13 protein-coding genes and 1 CRISPR repeat array (1 of these 14 cut by a window edge) are annotated in these 16175 nt (G+C 61.6%); all 13 genes read left to right on the forward strand.

Features of this window, described 5'->3' with window-relative positions:
- Window positions 1-12: 12 nt before the first annotated feature.
- Complete coding sequence (gene cmr1 / locus CK625_RS10980; protein ID WP_095540367.1) at window positions 13-1236, forward strand: type III-B CRISPR module RAMP protein Cmr1; 1224 nt, start codon at window positions 13-15, stop codon at window positions 1234-1236.
- Window positions 1229-3214, forward strand: coding sequence for a type III-B CRISPR-associated protein Cas10/Cmr2 (gene cas10, locus CK625_RS10985; protein ID WP_095540368.1), 1986 nt, complete (start codon window positions 1229-1231; stop codon window positions 3212-3214). The genes cmr1 and cas10 overlap by 8 nt, the downstream gene beginning before the upstream one ends.
- A complete protein-coding gene (locus tag CK625_RS10990) occupies window positions 3211-4416 on the forward strand; it encodes a type III-B CRISPR module-associated Cmr3 family protein (RefSeq protein WP_095540369.1) in 1206 nt (401 codons plus the stop codon). Before cas10 ends, CK625_RS10990 begins: the two co-directional genes overlap by 4 nt.
- A 32-nt stretch (window positions 4417-4448) precedes the next feature.
- Window positions 4449-5342 carry a type III-B CRISPR module RAMP protein Cmr4 gene (gene cmr4, locus CK625_RS10995; RefSeq protein WP_095540370.1) on the forward strand — a complete coding sequence of 298 codons (894 nt, stop codon included), beginning with the start codon at window positions 4449-4451 and terminating at the stop codon, window positions 5340-5342.
- A gap of 14 nt (window positions 5343-5356) precedes the next feature.
- Window positions 5357-5764, forward strand: a complete 408-nt coding sequence (gene cmr5 / locus CK625_RS11000; protein ID WP_095540371.1) for a type III-B CRISPR module-associated protein Cmr5 — start codon at window positions 5357-5359, stop codon at window positions 5762-5764.
- Window positions 5765-5789: 25 nt separating this feature from the next.
- On the forward strand, window positions 5790-6941 hold the full coding sequence (gene cmr6 / locus CK625_RS11005) for a type III-B CRISPR module RAMP protein Cmr6 (RefSeq protein WP_095540372.1): 1152 nt from the start codon (window positions 5790-5792) through the stop codon (window positions 6939-6941).
- Window positions 6941-8191, forward strand: coding sequence for a CRISPR system precrRNA processing endoribonuclease RAMP protein Cas6 (gene cas6 / locus CK625_RS11010; protein ID WP_172425147.1), 1251 nt, complete (start codon window positions 6941-6943; stop codon window positions 8189-8191). The genes cmr6 and cas6 overlap by 1 nt, the downstream gene beginning before the upstream one ends.
- The gene (csx16, locus tag CK625_RS11015; protein WP_095540374.1) at window positions 8188-8517 is read left to right on the forward strand and encodes a CRISPR-associated protein Csx16; all 330 of its coding nucleotides are present in this window, start codon (window positions 8188-8190) and stop codon (window positions 8515-8517) included. Before cas6 ends, csx16 begins: the two co-directional genes overlap by 4 nt.
- 30 nt (window positions 8518-8547) lie before the next feature.
- A complete protein-coding gene (gene csx2 / locus CK625_RS11020; protein WP_095540375.1) occupies window positions 8548-9714 on the forward strand; it encodes a TIGR02221 family CRISPR-associated protein in 1167 nt (388 codons plus the stop codon).
- A gap of 19 nt (window positions 9715-9733) precedes the next feature.
- The gene (csm6, locus tag CK625_RS11025; protein WP_172425148.1) at window positions 9734-10882 is read left to right on the forward strand and encodes a CRISPR-associated ring nuclease Csm6; all 1149 of its coding nucleotides are present in this window, start codon (window positions 9734-9736) and stop codon (window positions 10880-10882) included.
- A gap of 620 nt (window positions 10883-11502) precedes the next feature.
- Window positions 11503-11649 carry a hypothetical protein gene (locus CK625_RS13940; RefSeq protein ID WP_172425149.1) on the forward strand — a complete coding sequence of 49 codons (147 nt, stop codon included), beginning with the start codon at window positions 11503-11505 and terminating at the stop codon, window positions 11647-11649.
- A gap of 1083 nt (window positions 11650-12732) precedes the next feature.
- On the forward strand, window positions 12733-12996 hold the full coding sequence (locus CK625_RS11030) for a hypothetical protein (protein ID WP_095540376.1): 264 nt from the start codon (window positions 12733-12735) through the stop codon (window positions 12994-12996).
- A gap of 114 nt (window positions 12997-13110) precedes the next feature.
- Window positions 13111-14268 (forward strand): Card1-like endonuclease domain-containing protein, encoded by a 1158-nt coding sequence (locus tag CK625_RS11035; protein WP_095540377.1) that lies wholly within the window; start codon window positions 13111-13113, stop codon window positions 14266-14268.
- A 241-nt stretch (window positions 14269-14509) separates the two neighbouring features.
- A CRISPR array of direct repeats spans window positions 14510-16175; the repeat unit is 36 nt; unit sequence GTCTCGAGACCACCCTGATATCAAAGGGATTAAGAC (it continues 2556 nt past the right edge of the window).

Below are 16175 nucleotides of genomic sequence, written 5' to 3' on the forward strand. Positions count from 1 at the left end.
AAAGCACATGCCATGTTGACATTGACCCAACCACCGCAAACCACCATCGACTACCGCATCACCACGCCGATGTTCCTGGGCGGCGCAGAGCCTCAAGAGGTTGACGCCACACAGTTTCGCAACGCATCCTTCAAGGGCGCCCTGCGCTTTTGGTGGCGCGCCTTGCTCTGGGGCCGGTTTCTGCGCGAGGCTCAGGGCGATGTGACACAGGCCCTGAAAAACCTGCACCACAAGGAAGGCACCCTGTTTGGCAAAGCCAGCGATGGCAATGACTCCCGGCAAAGCGCCGTGCGTGTTCAGTCCACGCTCAGCGGCCAGCCGTGCAACAAAAAAGACCTGGATACGCAACTGGAAGGCATCGGCTATCTGCTGGGGCTGGGGCTTTACCACTTCAGGGACAAAGTCCTGCGCGACTACCTTCCCCCATCCCAGCTGCAAGTCACCCTGCAATACGCCTGCGAATTGTCCTCAGATGACATTTCCGGCATCGAGCACGCCGCCATTGCACTGGGCCTGTTTGGCGGCCTGGGCAGCCGCTCGCGCAAGGGGCTGGGCTCGCTGTCCATCCAGTACCTGCAACCGACCCAGGGAGACAAGCAGGAGTTTGAAACACGCGATGCCATCGAAGCCTTCGTCAACAACACACTGGACTTTTCCGCCCCCGCAACGCCCTTGCCGCCCTTCACGGCCTTCAGTCAGGCCAGCCGCATCGACATCAGCGGCGAAGGCAGTGATGCCATCAAGACTCTCAAAGTCATCGGTGACGAAATGCAGCTTTATCGCGGCTATGGTCGGCACAACCCCAAGACTGGCCAACATGAAGTCCTCGGTCAGCGGGCGCGTCAGAACTTCAAAGACGACCACGATCTGGTGCAAGGCGCCTCCTCCTTGAAGGAGCTGCCCAAACGCGCCGTTTTCGGCCTGCCGCACAACTATTTCTTTTCATCCACCGGGCACAAGATGGACATCGCACCGGAAAACGGTGGCCGCCGCGCATCACCCTTGTTCATCCATGTCCACGCCTTGAAGGACTCGCGCTTCGTTGCGCTTCAGCTCTTGCTGCCGGCCCTGTACCTGCACAAGGACATGGCCATCGAAGCCAAACCCGGCAAAGGCAGGGCACAGACCATTCCCAACCCCATTACAGACTACGCCGTCATCCACCGCTACATGGACGGCTTCAAAACCAAACTCGAGACCAAAGCCAATTACAAGGAGCTGCGCCGCCATGGCTGAATCCACCCAAATCTTTCAGTTCACCCTGGGGCCTGTGCAAGGCTTTGTGGCCCAGGCTCGGCGCACGCGCGATTTCTGGGCCGGCTCGTTCATTCTTTCCTGGCTGACCGGCGTGGCCGTGGAGTGCATCCAAAAGCAAAGGGGTGAAGTCAAGTTTCCAGTGCCAGATGCGGACTACTTGCGTGCGCTGCGCGGCGAACTCGGCTGCAACGATCGTCTGCCCCAGCAAGGCAGCATTCCCAACCGCTTCATGGCCACCACTGCCAAGGTGCCCGCAGACTTTCAGCCCCAATGGGTTGAACAGGCCGTGCAGAACGCATGGCAAGCGCTGGCCGACGCGGTCTGGCGGCAAGACCTCGGGTCCATGGACCTGCCAGCCACACGCGAAATCTGGCAGCGGCAGGTCGGCCGTTTCTGGGAAATCTCCTGGGTGCTCAGCGACGCCGCCAGCGCTCCCAGCCTGCTGGACAGGCGCAAGAACTGGCGCGATACCGTGCTGCCCGAAGAGCCGGGCCACAAATGCATGATGATGGACGGCTGGCAGGAGCTTTCCGGCGTTGCCGAAACCAGCAATGCCAAAGTCGACCAGTTCTGGGAACGGCTCAAGGCACAAAATGCCCCCGGCATCTGCACCGACCTGGGCGACGGCGAACGCTTGTGTGCTGTGGCTTTCATCAAGCGCCGTTTTGCGCGCTGCTTCCATACGGTCGAGGCCGAACTGCCCGGCACGCTGGGCAAGGTGGGCGGCTGGCAGGTGCCCACGGCCGTGCCCTCCGTGGCCTTTCTGGCTGCCGCGCCCTGGCTGGCCGACACCATAGGCAAAGCTCCCCCGGAAGCATTCGAGCGCTTTTTCCAGAATGCAAGCGCCGTCACAGAAGCAAGCGAGTCCGCTCATGTGATGCGAGAGCAAGCTTTCGAGATCGACATCCGCTGCGTGGCCGAGGCCGCCAGGCAGCGGCAGGGCTTCAAGCGCCACTGGGCCGGGCTGGACGGGCAGGTGTATTTCCCCACCGCGCTGGAAAACCCGCGCATCTTCGGCAGCGACCAGCAGCCCCAGGCGCGCGCCGTGCTGCGGCAGTTGCACGCACTGCGCCAGGCCGCCGGGCAAAAAGACCTGCCCTCGCCCTACTACGCCATCTTGCTGATGGATGGCGACCAGTTGGGCAAGCACATGGGCGATGAGGACAAGCAAACCCCCATCAGCCAGGCGCTCAACGACTTCACCCAGGCCGTGGGCGACATCGTGCGTGCGCACAACGGCTTTCTCATCTACGCCGGCGGCGACGACGTGCTGGCCCTGCTGCCGCTGGAAGACGCCCTGCCTGCCGCCGCCGCGCTGCAAGCCAAGTACCGCGACCTGTTTGCGCAACACAGCCCCAAGGGCAAGCCCATCGACTCCACCCTCTCCGGCGCCATCGAGTACGTGCACTTTCGCAGCCCGCTCACGCGCGTCTTGCAGGATGCCCACCGCCTGCTCGACGACGTGGCCAAGGAGCAAACCGGCCGCAATGCCATCGCCGTGCGCGTCTGGAAACCCTCGGGCATGGCCGCGCAATGGGCCATGCCGTGGGAGAAAGCGCTGGATCAGGGCGGACAGGTGGTCAAGCTCGCCCAGTTGGCCCAAGAGTTCGCCCGCCAAGGCGACGACGACGCGGCCTTCTCCAGCAAGTTCTTCTTCCGCATGAAGCAGGTGCTGGAGCGCTTCAGCGACGCCGATCAGGCCACCCTGGAAAAACTGTTGCTGGCCGAATACCTGCACTCCTGGGGCGACCTGGGTCAGCGCAGCGCCCAACCTGACACCGAACAGCTGAACAAACAGCTCAACAAACTGCTGGACCAATGCTGGCAATGGCAACGCCCTCACGCCGGCGCCGAGGCCAAGCTGAAAAAAGACGCCCCTCTTAACCCGGACGCCGCCCTGCTCGTGCGCTTTCTGGCCCGCAAGGGCCTGGACAAGGACCAAGGAGCCCTGGCATGACCACCGCCACACTCATTTGCCACTTCACCCCGTTCGACACCTGGTTTTTCCGCGAATCGCGCCCCCACGGCAGCGTGGGCAGCAGCGAGCTGGGCAGCGTGTTCCCGCCGCCCGTGCGCACCTTGGCCGGTGCCTTGCGCACCCTCATCGGCGATGCCTGGCACAGTCGGCACGGCAGCGATTGGCGCAGCTTTCAGGCAAGCAGCCCGCTGGCGGGCATCATTGGTTACGGGGACGACCTGGGCCCGCTGCGCCTTGGCGGCCCCTTCATCACGCTGGATGGCCAACGCCTCTACCCCGCGCCCGCCAACCTCATGCGCAAGCAGCAGGGGGGTGTGACGCACTACTTCCTGCTGGAGCTGGGCGAGCCCGTGGCATGCGACCTGGGCCGCGTGCATTTGCCACAGTTCCCTCGCCAGGTGCCCGGCCTGGATGAGCTGGCGGGCAGCACCCCGGTGCAGGGCGGCTGGCTCACGCAGCAAGGCATGCAAAACGTGCTGAGCGGCCAAGCCCCCAAAGCCGAAGACGTCAAGGAGGCCAGCGAGCTGTTCGTCAGCGAGCCCCGCCTGGGCATTGCCCGCGACAACCGCCGCAAGGGCGTGCAGGAAGGGCTGCTGTACCAGACCCGCCACCTGCGCCTGCGCCCCGGCGTGGGCGTCGAGCTGCACCTGCATGGCCTGGCCGATGCCAGCCTGCTGCCCGAGCGCACGGTCATCCGCTTGGGCGGCGAGGGGCGACAAGCTGCCCTGCAAGTGCGGCAAGACTCCAATGCCCCCCTGCCCTGCGCGCCCGCTTCCACCCACAACCGGCCCACCCAAGCCGCCGTGCTCTACGCCCTCACGCCTCTGCCGTGCAGCGCCAACCTGCCTGCTGGTATTCCGCCGCAATTCCAGCCCTCCACCTACAAGCCTGCCAATGACCAGGGCCAACCCGCCCAAGTGTGGGAAGGCGAGCTGGCAGGCCAGCGCCTACGCATCCTCAGCGTCGCCAATGGCCGCGCCCTGCGCGAAGGCGGCTGGGATCTGGCAAGCCACCGCGCCCGCCCCGTGCAAAGCCTGCTGGCCCCCGGCAGCGTGCTGTACGTGCAAAGCCTGGATGGGCAGCCCTTGCAGGCCAGCGCCTTTGCACAGCCGGCCGACGCCAACGGGCGCGGCCAGTTTCTGCTGGGCACCCTGCCCGGCCCCCAACCCCAATCTCTTTAACCACTCGCTTTTCTTGCTTCGAGGACGACTGCATGACCACCCAATCCGCCCTGCTTTTGCTCACCGCTGCCACCCCGCTGCACGCGGGCACAGGCCAATCCGCCGCCGGCGTGGATCTGCCCATCCAGCGCGAGGCCCACAACCGCTGGCCCTGCGTGTTCGGCTCCGCCGTCAAGGGCGCCTTGCGCGCCCATGCCTTCCACCACCCGGACTTCAAGCCAGACGATCTGATTGAGCTTTTTGGCCCCGACCACGCCGCCGCCGCCGGCGAGCGCGACAGCAGCCATGCCGGCGCCCTGCTGGTGGGCGATGCCCTGCTGCTGGCCCTGCCCGTGCGCTCGCTGCAAAGCGCCTTCAAGTGGGTCACCTGCCCCGCCGCGCTGCGGCGCTTTGCCCAGCATGCCGAGCGCTTGGGGCTGAACCTGAACATCCCGCAAGGCTTCGCGCCCGACGCACAAACCGCGCTGGGCGGCAAGGCAGGTCCCTTGTTCCTGGAGGAATTCCGTTTCGCGCAACAGCAAAACACGGACATTGCCCCCCTGGCGCAAACCCTGGCCCAACTCAGCGGCGGCGGCCTCGATGCGCCCACGCTCGAGGCGCAGCTGGTGGTGGTCAGCAACGACATCTTTGCCTTCCTGGTGCAAAACGCCACCCCCGTCAACGCCCACATCGCCATCGACGCGGCCAGCAAAACCGTCAAGGACGGCGCGCTGTGGCACGAGGAGTCGCTACCGCCCGAAACCCTGCTCTACATCCCGCTGACCGCCACCGCCTCGCGCAAAAAAGGCAGCGAACGCAGCGCCGCACAACTTCTCGAGCGCTTCGAACAACTGCTGCCCGCCGGCAAAAACTGGCTGCAACTGGGCGGCAACGAAACCACCGGCATGGGCTGGTGCCGCGTAGGCATCCACAAGGCCCAGGCTTGAAGGAGGAGCGCAGCATGAACCCCAGCAACCCCAGCACCGCCTTGCGCACCATGGAACAAGAGCGCGCCCAGTTTGCGCTGGCGCGCATTCAGGCCATTGCCCAAGAAAGCGAGAGCATTCAGGCCGAAATGCGCCGCTACCTCAACGGCCTGCCCGCGCTCATCCATATGAACGGCCTGGGCCAGGCCCTGGCCTTTTACCGCAGCCAAGGCAATGGCAGCACCCACGACAGGATCTACCGCATCCTGGGCGACTGGCTGTGCGGCGCGGACAGCAAAGGGCGCATCTTTGACGAAGCCGACGACCTGCTCACGGCCATCACCCGCTCCGACATGCCGCACTACATGGCCGCGCAAAACGAAGCCCAGGCCCTGCTCGAATGGCTGAAGAAATTTGCCCTGGCATTGCTGAAGAAAGCCTGACCCTTCTCTCACATCCACGCCTCGCATGACCGAATCCCATCTCCCCCTCTACCACGGCAGCGCTGCACCTGAGCCCGACTTCAACGCCATGAACCAGGGCCTGTGGTTCGAACGCTTTTTTGACGCCTATGAAAGCGATTTCAGCGCCGTTGGCATCGATGCGCGCAAGCTCTGGCTCAACCGGTTCAGCCGCAAGCCCACAGGCCAGGGCCAATCGCTGCAAAAACACGCCCAGCGCCTGTTGCAACTCGCCGCCGCCCAGCGCGGCCAGGCCCGCGTCTACCACTGCGCAGGCAACTTCGTCACCGGCACGGGCAACGCCCATCCGCTGGAAAACGGCTTTCTCTGGCACCCCACCCTGGGCACACCCTACCTGAGCGGTAGCGCCGTCAAGGGGCTGGTGCGCGCCGTCATCGAGACTGCCTACCAAGGCGAGGATAAAAGCGCGCTGCTGCAACGCTGGTTCGGCTCCGCCGAAAAAGGCGATGTGGCCAAGCACAGCGGCCAGTTCATCTTTCTCGACGCCCTGCCCGTACAGCCATGCCAGCTGCACGTGGAAGTCATGACCCCTCACATGGGCAAGTGGTACGAACAAGGCAGCAAAACCCCCCTGACGGCCGACGCCCAGCCCGGCGACTGGCACGCCCCCGTGCCCATCGGCTACCTCACTGCCCGCAGCATCAAGCTGCAATTCATCATCCTGCCGCGCCCCGGCGCCGGTGAGGCGGACGCACTGGCCAAAGAACTGGACGATCTCTGGCAAGCGCTGGAGCACGGCCTGCAATACCTGGGCGCAGGCGCCAAAACCGCCATCGGCTTCGGCCTCATGCAACGCGACACCAAGGCCGAAGCCAGCCTGCAAGAAGCACTGCAGGCCGAACAGCGCGCGGCCCAGCTGCAAACCCTCAGCCCGGTCATGCAAGACATCATGAAACTGGCACAGCAATGGCAAGAGCGTCACCAGCAGTTGCGCGGCAAGAAGGAAAACCTCAACGCCACCATCCATAACCAAGCGCGCGAGCTTGCCAAAAAAGCCCATGCCGCAGCCGACTGGAGCGCCGAAGAAAAGCAAGCCGCAGCCAGCGCGATCGAGGAATGGTTGCCCAAGCTGGTCAACGGCCTCGATCCCAAAGAAGTGCGCAAGCAATTCAAGCTCAACACCCTCAAAGGCCAGTGATGAGTGCCCCTGCACGCCCGCCCCTGCCCATCGTCCGCCTGCGCCTGCTGGTGCGCACCGATGCGGCGCTGGCGCTGCCTGCCTATGCCGGCTCCATGCTGCGCGGTGCCTGGGGGCATGCGCTCAAAGCCATGATGCCGCTGCCCCACGGCGACGGCCAGCCCTGCGCCCTGCACACGCGCTGCGCCTACTGCCAGGTCTTCGCCCCCGTGCCGCGCGAGGAGCACCGCCTGCAAAAGTTCAGCCAGATGCCCGCGCCCTATGTCATCGAGCCGCCATTTCCACCATTTGGCGCGCCCGCCGACCAGCCAAGCGACAACCAGGCTGCGATCCGAGCCACCAGCGCCAGCGCCCACGGGCCACGCACGCTGCGCGCGGGCGAGACCTTCAGCTTCGGCCTGGTGCTCATCGGCCTGGCCCTGCAACACCTGCCCACCCTGGTGCTGGCCTGGCAGCAGGCCTGCCAACGCGGCCTGGGTGCGGGCAAGGCCGCCTGCACGCTGCTGGCCGTGCACCGCGAGGGCGTGGCGCAACCGCTTTGGCAAGCCGGCCAGGGCGCGCCCCAGCCGCTGGACGCCGCCGCACTGACGCTGCCGCCCATGCCCGCCTGGCTGGGCGAACTGACCCAGGCTGCCAACGCCCAAACCGATCAAGCCACACCCGCCCAGGCCGCCGCATCAGCCAGCGCCCGGCAGACCTGCACAACCAGTCGCCTCAGCCTGCACCTGCACACCCCCTTGCGCCTGCAACAGCAAGGCAAGCCCGCCACGCGCGCCAGCCTCACCGCCCGTGATCTGCTCATCACCCTGGCGCGGCGCTGCCAGCTGCTGCTCGACACCCAGCTTGGCCCCGCCGCGCCGCAGCAAGACTTTGGCGCACTGACCGCATGCGCCCAGCAGATCCAGATCGATGCCCGCTGCCTGAACTGGTACGACTGGAGCCGCTACTCCAACCGCCAGCGCCAAAGCATGCCCATGGGCGGCCTGCTGGGCACGCTGCAGCTGAGCGGCCCGGCCGCTGCCCTGGCCCCCTTCATCGAGCTGCTGCACTTGGGCCAATGGCTGCACCTGGGCAAGGAAACCACCTTTGGCCTGGGCCGCTACAGCCTGCACCCGGGCCTGGTCAGCGCAGCCGCTGCCATCACCCCCGGCCCAGCCGCAGTGCACTCCATACCCGTGCGCGCGCAGCGCCCCATCCTCCGCCTCGGCAAACCCGCCGCCGATGCGCTCTTCACGAAAGCCAGCCCATGACCACCTGGTTCATCAGCCGCCATCCCGGCGCCATCCAATGGATGCAAACCCATGGCCCAACCTATGATCGCCACCTCTCCCACCTGGACGCGGCCCACATCGAAGCCGGCGACACCGTCATCGGCACCCTGCCGATCAACATCGCCGCCCAGGTCTGCGAGCGCGGCGCCCAGTACTGGAATCTCTCGCTGCAAATGCCGCCCCATGCGCGTGGCCAGGAACTCAGCGCCGAGGAACTGCAAGCCCTGGGCGCCGTTCTGGAACGGTTCGAGGTGCGCAAACTCCCCGCACAGCTGCCCCCTGCGACCCCTGCGAACACCCGTTAACCTCCACCGCATCGCCAAGGAAATCAGTGCATGACCACCCTCATCAGCCTGCTCGGCAAAAGCCAGTTGAACCAGCAAACCGGTTACCGCTCCGCAAACTACCGTTTTACAGACGGCACCACCCGAGAATCACCGTACTTCGGGCTGGTGCTTGCCGAGCAAATCAAGGCCGACAAACTCATCCTCATCGGCACCAGCGGCAGCATGTGGGACATCTTTTTCGATCACCAGGGCAGCGAGGATGACACCATCCTCGCCCTGGTGGACGCCGTGCGCAGCGAAGCGGTCACCCCCGAAATGCTGGCCCCACACCAGACCTACGTCAGCCAGAAGCTCGGCCTGCCGGTGGAATGCCACCTCATCCCCTATGCCCGCAATGCGCAGGAGCAAGCAGCCATTCTGACCACACTGGCAAACGCCGTGCAGCCGGGCGAGACCGTCGTTCTGGACGTCACCCACGGCTTTCGCCATCTGCCCATGCTGGCCCTGGTGGCCGCGCGCTACCTGCGTCACGTGCGCCAGGTGCAGGTGCAGGACGTGTATTACGGCGCCCTCGAAATGACTGACCCGCAAGACAGGCAAACGCCCGTCCTGAACCTGGGCGGCATGCTGCAAATGCTGGACTGGGTGGAAGCACTGGCCGTCTATGAAAACAGCGGCAACTACGGCGTATTCGCCCCGCTGTTTGAAGCCGACGGCATGGCACAGCAGCGCACCCAAATGCTCTCGCAGGCAGCCTATTTCGAGCGCAGCAGCAACCCCGTACAGGCCGCGCAAAACCTCACCGGCGCCTTCAGGCACATCCAGGAACACCAGGGCGCGCTGGGCACGCTCTTCAGCGGCCACCTGGCCCAGCACGTGGGCTGGTTTCGCCACGGCCAGCGCCCCGAGTGGGAGTTGGCCATGGCCGATCGCTACCTGGAGCGCAAGGACTACCTGCGTGCCATCGTCTACCTGTTCGAAAGCCGTATCTCACACGCCGTGCGCGACAGCGGCGGCAACTTCAACCGATACGAACATCGCGAAGACGCACGCCACGACGCCAAGGCCAACCCGGACTTCAAGCGCCTGGAACACCTGCGCAACGCCATGGCGCATGGCGTGCGCCCCTTCAACCATGAAGTCAAGAGCCTGCTGCAAGACGAGCTGGCCCTGGCCAAGGAACTGCAACGCCTGCGCAAGGCAATTTTCAGATAAGCCACCCGGAGTCGCGCACATGCACACCACCCCTCGGAAAATTCTTTTGGCCGTCACCGGCATATCGCCACAGGTCGTGACCGAAACCCTTTATGCACTGAGCCAGCAGGCGCCAGAGCACGCCTTCATCCCGACCGAGGTGCATCTGGTCACCACCCAGACCGGCAAGAAAATCGCCATGGAAGGCCTGCTTGAAAAGGGCCATTTCCAAGCGCTTTTGCAGGACTATCCGCAACTCGGCCAGCCCCGCTTTGACGAAAGCCACATCCACGTCATCCGCGACAGCGCCGGCCAGCCGCTGGACGACATCACCAGCGAAGAAGAAAACACCCAGGCCGCCAACACCATCACCCAATTGATGGCGGACTTGACCAGTGATGCGCAATCCGCCCTGCACGTTTCCATCTCCGGCGGGCGCAAGACCATGGGTTTCTTTGTCGGCTATGCCTTCTCCCTGTTTGCGCGGCCCCAGGATCAACTCTCCCACGTGCTGGTTTCCAGCCCGTTCGAGAGCCAGCCGCAATTCTTCTTCCCGCCTGCACAACCGCGCACACTGCGTATCAACAGCACCGACGTCAGCACCGCCAACGCCCATATCACCCTGGCGGCCATTCCCATCGTTCGGCTGCGCCACGGCCAGCCTCAGGCCCTGCTTGAAGGCAAAGCCAGCTACAGCGACACCGTGGCCGCCATTCAGGAAAGCCTCGACCCGCCCCGCCTGATCATCGATTTGCGCAGCCAAGAAGTCATTTGCGACAAAACACAATTCCCTCTCCCCCCTCGTGAGCTCGCCTGGCTAACCTGGTGGGCCCAATTGAACTCCGAAGGAATCTATCCAACCCGAGCAGATTTCCTCAGAAAAGATGAACTGCGCAATTCCTTTCTAGAAATCTACAAACAAGTCCTTGGCATCAAGGATCCTCAGAAATTCAAAGAATATTTGGAAGAACAAAAGGTAAAGCATGGCACAAGCCTGTTTAAGCTCCTGCAAGACGATGCCCCGGAAGACCACAAAAAACAGTTTGACACACTCAACTCAAAATTGAAAAATCACATCAAAAAACAACTTCCGATTGGCTGGGAAAAATACGCTCCAAAAAATATTAGCAAAGCCTACAGACTACCCATCTCAAAAGAGAGCATCACCATCATCTGGCCTGATTTTTAATCTTCATCCCCCCCTGCAAAAACCACGCCGCACCATGTATGCCGCGTGGTTTTTTATTCAACCCTAAAACCATCGGCAAGCTTACGAAACTTGAAATCAATACAGACGGCACAGATACTTCGACCCAGGCAAAAGAAAGGAAAACACCCTATTCGGCAAGCTTACAAACATTGAAACCAGCGCATTCAAGGCAGATACTTCGATTCAGAACGCAGCAATGCACAGGATGCAGCAAGGACCTGAACAGGCATTTCAAGAAACCACCCATTCCGGCAAGCTTACGAAACTTGAAACCAATACAGACGGCGCAGATACTTCGACCCAGGCAAAAGAAAGGAAAACACCCCATTCGGCAAGCTTACGAACATTGAAACCAGCGCATTAAAGGCAGATACTTCGATTCAGAACGCAGCAATGCACAGGATGCAGCAAGGACCTGAACAGGCATTTCAAGAAACCACCCATTCCGGCAAGCTTACGAAACTTGAAACCAATACAGACGGCGCAGATACTTCGACCCAGGCAAAAGAAAGGAAAACACCCCATTCGGCAAGCTTACGAACATTGAAACCAGCGCATTAAAGGCAGATACTTCGATTCAGAACGCAGCAATGCACAGGATGCAGCAAGGACCTGAACAGGCATTTCAAGAAACCACCCATTCCGGCAAGCTTACGAAACTTGAAACCAATACAGACGGCGCAGATACTTCGATTCAGGCAAAAGAAAGGAAAACACTCCCCATTCAGCAAGCTTACGAACATTGAAATTAATACTGTCAAGCTCAATACTTCGCCCCAGGCCGTAACAGGAAAAACGCATCTTTCAAGCCAACTTCAATTCACAGGAGATTTCCATGGATTTCATCACCACCGCCCTCAAAGTCGTCCTCGCCGTCCTGGAGCAAGCCCAGCGTCAGTCCGAGGGAAAAAACTGAGGGCCTGAGCCCCGCGCCCAACGTGGCGCCGGCTGCTGCAAGGCGGCCCAAACTGCACCGCTGCCACCGGCAGCGCATGGCGGACACCGGACAGACACCGCCACAACAACTGCTCCAGCCACTTACCAACAAACCTGTTAAGGAGATCTTCATGAACTACGTCACCATCGCCCTCGCCGCCGCCCTCGCCGCCCTGACCGAAGCCCTCCGCCAGGCCTCCGCAGCCCAAAACCAGTCCGAGGAAAAAAACTGAGGGCCTGAGCCCCGCGCCCAACGTGGCGCCGGCTGCTGCAAAGCGGCCCAAACTGCACCGCTGCCACCGGCAGCGCATGGCGGACACCGGACAGATACCGCCACAACAACTGCTCCAGCCACTTACCAACAAACCTGTTAAGGAGATCTTCATGAACTACGTCACCATCGCCCTCGCCGCCGCCCTCGCCGCCCTGACCGAAGCCCTCCGCCAGGCCTCCGCAGCCCAAAACCAGTCCGAGGAAAAAAACTGAGGGCCTGAGCCCCGCGCCCAACGTGGCGCCGGCTGCTGCAAAGCGGCCCAAACTGCACCGCTGCCACCGGCAGCGCATGGCGGACACCGGACAGATACCGCCACAACAACTGCTCCAGCCACTTACCAACAAACCTGTTAAGGAGATCTTCATGAACTACGTCACCATCGCCCTCGCCGCCGCCCTCGCCGCCCTGACCGAAGCCCTCCGCCAGGCCTCCGCAGCCCAAAACCAGTCCGAGGAAAAAAACTGAGGGCCTGAGCCCCGCGCCCAACGTGGCGCCGGCTGCTGCAAGGCGGCCCAAACTGCACCGCTGCCACCGGCAGCGCATGGCGGACACCGGACAGACACCGCCACAACAACTGTTCACACCAAACCCATCCACCCCCACGTGAAGGACATCCAATATGGCAATCGAAAAAGCTGTTTTCATCGGCCTGGCTGGCGAAAAACTCTCCCGCACCATCACCGGCACCAAAGAAGTCAGCGCAGGCCGCAGCGTCGTCGCGGCGGGCTCTGGCGCCCTGTTGGGTGCCACCGCCACCGGTTCCGTCGTCGTCGCAGCCTCCGCCATCGGCGCAGGTGCGCTGGCCACTGCAGCCGCGCCCGTGGTCGTCCCCGTCGCCGCTGTCGCAGGCGCCGTCAGCTTCATCCGCAGCCTCTGGGACTAGGCCCACTCGCCCCCTGCACCACCCCACCCAAGCGACACAACCGGCCGGCCATGGGCAGCACCCCATGCCCTTTTGACCGCTGCCCTCCCCAATGCAATATCTTCATACCAGACCATGAACCACCACCCAGCCGCCACCGTCCACGTCTGCATCGCTACAGGCCAGAATGCCGCCAACCTCATCCCGCTCAAGCAGCTGCAGGCCAAACACGTGCTCATTCTGGAAACCCCGGACATGAAGGCCAAAGGCAGCGGCAAAAACCTGCAACACGCCCTGCCCAAGGATGTGCAGGCCGAGCGCATTGACTTCGATGACAGCAGCCCGCAAAGCATCGTGGAAAGCGCAGCCCACCTGGTTGAAGAGAAGCTCGACGGCCGGCACACCATCCTCCACATCACCGGCGGCCCCAAGCTCATGGTGCTGGCCTTGCAGGACCAACTCAAAATGGTCGAAGCCGGCACGGGCACGCTGCAGCTCGTTTACGCCGACACCTTCAAGCAAAAACTCGACTGGTACAGCCCCGATGGCCGCACCAACCAGCAGGACATGCAAGATGTGCTCACGCTGCAGGACCAGTTTCTGCTGCAGGGTTACCGCACCGCCAGCGACACCCGACCCCAGACCGCCTGGGAGCAGGTTCTCAAACGCCAAGGCATGACCCGCATCCTGGCCCAGCAGGCCCCCGGGCTCACCGCCGGGGCCCTGCGCGCTCTGACCGCCACTGCCAGCCAAGCCACGCTGCAGGCGCAGTTTCACCACCCTCCCTCCAGGGCATTGGCCAATATCCTGCGTGAAGCCCATCGCCACGGCCTGCTGCACTGGAGCGAGCACGAACCCATGCAAGTCCAATTCACCAGCCGGGACGACGCCCGGTACTTTGCCGGTCTCTGGCTAGAAGAACACGCCTTCCTGCAGCTGGACAGCCATTTCAAGGATGGGCAATACGCCATGAGCGTAAAAATCGAGCGCCACAGCAAAGGCCAAAGCACCCCCAACGAGCTTGACGGCATCGTCGTCCACCGCAATCGCACCCTGCTGCTCGAATGCAAAACCGGCAAACAAAACGAAGCCGATGCCCGCGACGCCCTCTACAAGCTTGGCCAGCTGCGCAACGAAATCGGCGGGGCTGCCGGCCAGGCGCTCTACCTCAGCATTCACCCCATCACACCCGCCAGCAAAACCCGCGCCAGGGACTTGCGCATCAGCGTACTTGATGGCCCCGGCATCACCCAGCTCGGCGATTTTCTGCGCGCATGGCGTGATGGCGCGTAATGGGAAATGAAAAACACATGCAGCACAAGGGCGGCGCGCCGCCCAGGTAATGCAGGACATGCGGGAAAATCCCGACCTCCCGCCACTGCCGCGCAGCACCGGCTTTGATTTTTTCGACGTGATTTGGCCTACAATCTGGCCTTGCCGTATGCCACACATAAACACAGGTTTGCTCACCCTGCAAAAAATTCATCACAGCGCTGGCAAGTGCTTGATCAATAAAGGTTTTTAACGGTTTACGGTCTCGAGACCACCCTGATATCAAAGGGATTAAGACCTTCAGGGCTTTTCCGAGGGTTCGACCCAGTTGGTCTCGAGACCACCCTGATATCAAAGGGATTAAGACCACGATCACACCACTCCTTGGCAAGCTAGTTATGTCTCGAGACCACCCTGATATCAAAGGGATTAAGACCCCGGCGTGCAAGAGGCATCGGCCGCCACACGCGGTCTCGAGACCACCCTGATATCAAAGGGATTAAGACTTCAGCTCTTGGCGCTTTTCGCGATACGCTTGGGTCTCGAGACCACCCTGATATCAAAGGGATTAAGACGGTCAGATAGTGACTGCTTGCTGCGCGCCCCAAGTCTCGAGACCACCCTGATATCAAAGGGATTAAGACCCAGCATCTCATCGCAGATGAGCAGCTTGCCTTCGTCTCGAGACCACCCTGATATCAAAGGGATTAAGACACCGTGGTCATCTACGACGACCATGGCAAGTTCGTCTCGAGACCACCCTGATATCAAAGGGATTAAGACGAGCCACTTGTGCACAGGTGGCATCTTTGATGGGTCTCGAGACCACCCTGATATCAAAGGGATTAAGACGTTCTTGCGCAGCTCGGCTTGGCGGGCGATTCGGTCTCGAGACCACCCTGATATCAAAGGGATTAAGACCGACATTGCCGCACGCCATGGACAATGAATTGGTCTCGAGACCACCCTGATATCAAAGGGATTAAGACACCGTGGTCATCTACGACGACCATGGCAAGTTCGTCTCGAGACCACCCTGATATCAAAGGGATTAAGACTTGGATGCGGTCATGTAGAGCATAGACAAAGAGTCTCGAGACCACCCTGATATCAAAGGGATTAAGACGAAGTGCGCGTTCTGGATTGGCCGCGCGGTGGTGTCTCGAGACCACCCTGATATCAAAGGGATTAAGACATCGTAGCTTTGCCCAATACCTCCATCACTGAAGTCTCGAGACCACCCTGATATCAAAGGGATTAAGACCTTTCGAGTGTGTTGGTTGAGATGAAGTGTTTAGTCTCGAGACCACCCTGATATCAAAGGGATTAAGACCAAGGATTTCCCAACGCTCTTCGCGGCGTTGGCGTCTCGAGACCACCCTGATATCAAAGGGATTAAGACGGCAGTAACAGTGCGATCACTGTTGTTTCTTTGTCTCGAGACCACCCTGATATCAAAGGGATTAAGACGGTGATGCAGTCGTGCCATCGCCTTCAATGTGTCTCGAGACCACCCTGATATCAAAGGGATTAAGACCTCTTCGCACGTCTGGAGAGGTGAGGCGATTGGGTCTCGAGACCACCCTGATATCAAAGGGATTAAGACCCGTCATAGACGGCGGGAAGTTTTTACTTGGTGTCTCGAGACCACCCTGATATCAAAGGGATTAAGACATCTTGCGCAACCTCGGTTACTACGGATTGGAGTCTCGAGACCACCCTGATATCAAAGGGATTAAGACTCACCGAACTCAAGCTCTTTGAAGGAGGAGTCCGTCTCGAGACCACCCTGATATCAAAGGGATTAAGACGCCAGGGCGTCATAGGGGCTAGGCTGTCTAGGTCTCGAGACCACCCTGATATCAAAGGGATTAAGACGCAATCAAGAGAACGATTTACTCACCCATTGGTCTCGAGACCACCCTGAT

Source organism: Vandammella animalimorsus (assembly GCF_002285265.1).
Taxonomy (GTDB): domain Bacteria; phylum Pseudomonadota; class Gammaproteobacteria; order Burkholderiales; family Burkholderiaceae_C; genus Lampropedia.

Excerpts from the sequence above, each read along its gene's own strand:
- cmr1 (WP_095540367.1), top strand. The coding sequence starts at position 13 with ATGTTGACATTGACCCAACCACCGCAAACCACCATCGACTACCGCATC.
- cas10 (WP_095540368.1), top strand. The coding sequence starts at position 1,229 with ATGGCTGAATCCACCCAAATCTTTCAGTTCACCCTGGGGCCTGTGCAA.
- CK625_RS10990 (WP_095540369.1), top strand. The coding sequence starts at position 3,211 with ATGACCACCGCCACACTCATTTGCCACTTCACCCCGTTCGACACCTGG.
- cmr4 (WP_095540370.1), top strand. The coding sequence starts at position 4,449 with ATGACCACCCAATCCGCCCTGCTTTTGCTCACCGCTGCCACCCCGCTG.
- cmr5 (WP_095540371.1), top strand. The coding sequence starts at position 5,357 with ATGAACCCCAGCAACCCCAGCACCGCCTTGCGCACCATGGAACAAGAG.
- cmr6 (WP_095540372.1), top strand. The coding sequence starts at position 5,790 with ATGACCGAATCCCATCTCCCCCTCTACCACGGCAGCGCTGCACCTGAG.
- cas6 (WP_172425147.1), top strand. The coding sequence starts at position 6,941 with ATGAGTGCCCCTGCACGCCCGCCCCTGCCCATCGTCCGCCTGCGCCTG.
- csx16 (WP_095540374.1), top strand. The coding sequence starts at position 8,188 with ATGACCACCTGGTTCATCAGCCGCCATCCCGGCGCCATCCAATGGATG.
- csx2 (WP_095540375.1), top strand. The coding sequence starts at position 8,548 with ATGACCACCCTCATCAGCCTGCTCGGCAAAAGCCAGTTGAACCAGCAA.
- csm6 (WP_172425148.1), top strand. The coding sequence starts at position 9,734 with ATGCACACCACCCCTCGGAAAATTCTTTTGGCCGTCACCGGCATATCG.
- CK625_RS13940 (WP_172425149.1), top strand. The coding sequence starts at position 11,503 with ATGCAGCAAGGACCTGAACAGGCATTTCAAGAAACCACCCATTCCGGC.
- CK625_RS11030 (WP_095540376.1), top strand. The coding sequence starts at position 12,733 with ATGGCAATCGAAAAAGCTGTTTTCATCGGCCTGGCTGGCGAAAAACTC.
- CK625_RS11035 (WP_095540377.1), top strand. The coding sequence starts at position 13,111 with ATGAACCACCACCCAGCCGCCACCGTCCACGTCTGCATCGCTACAGGC.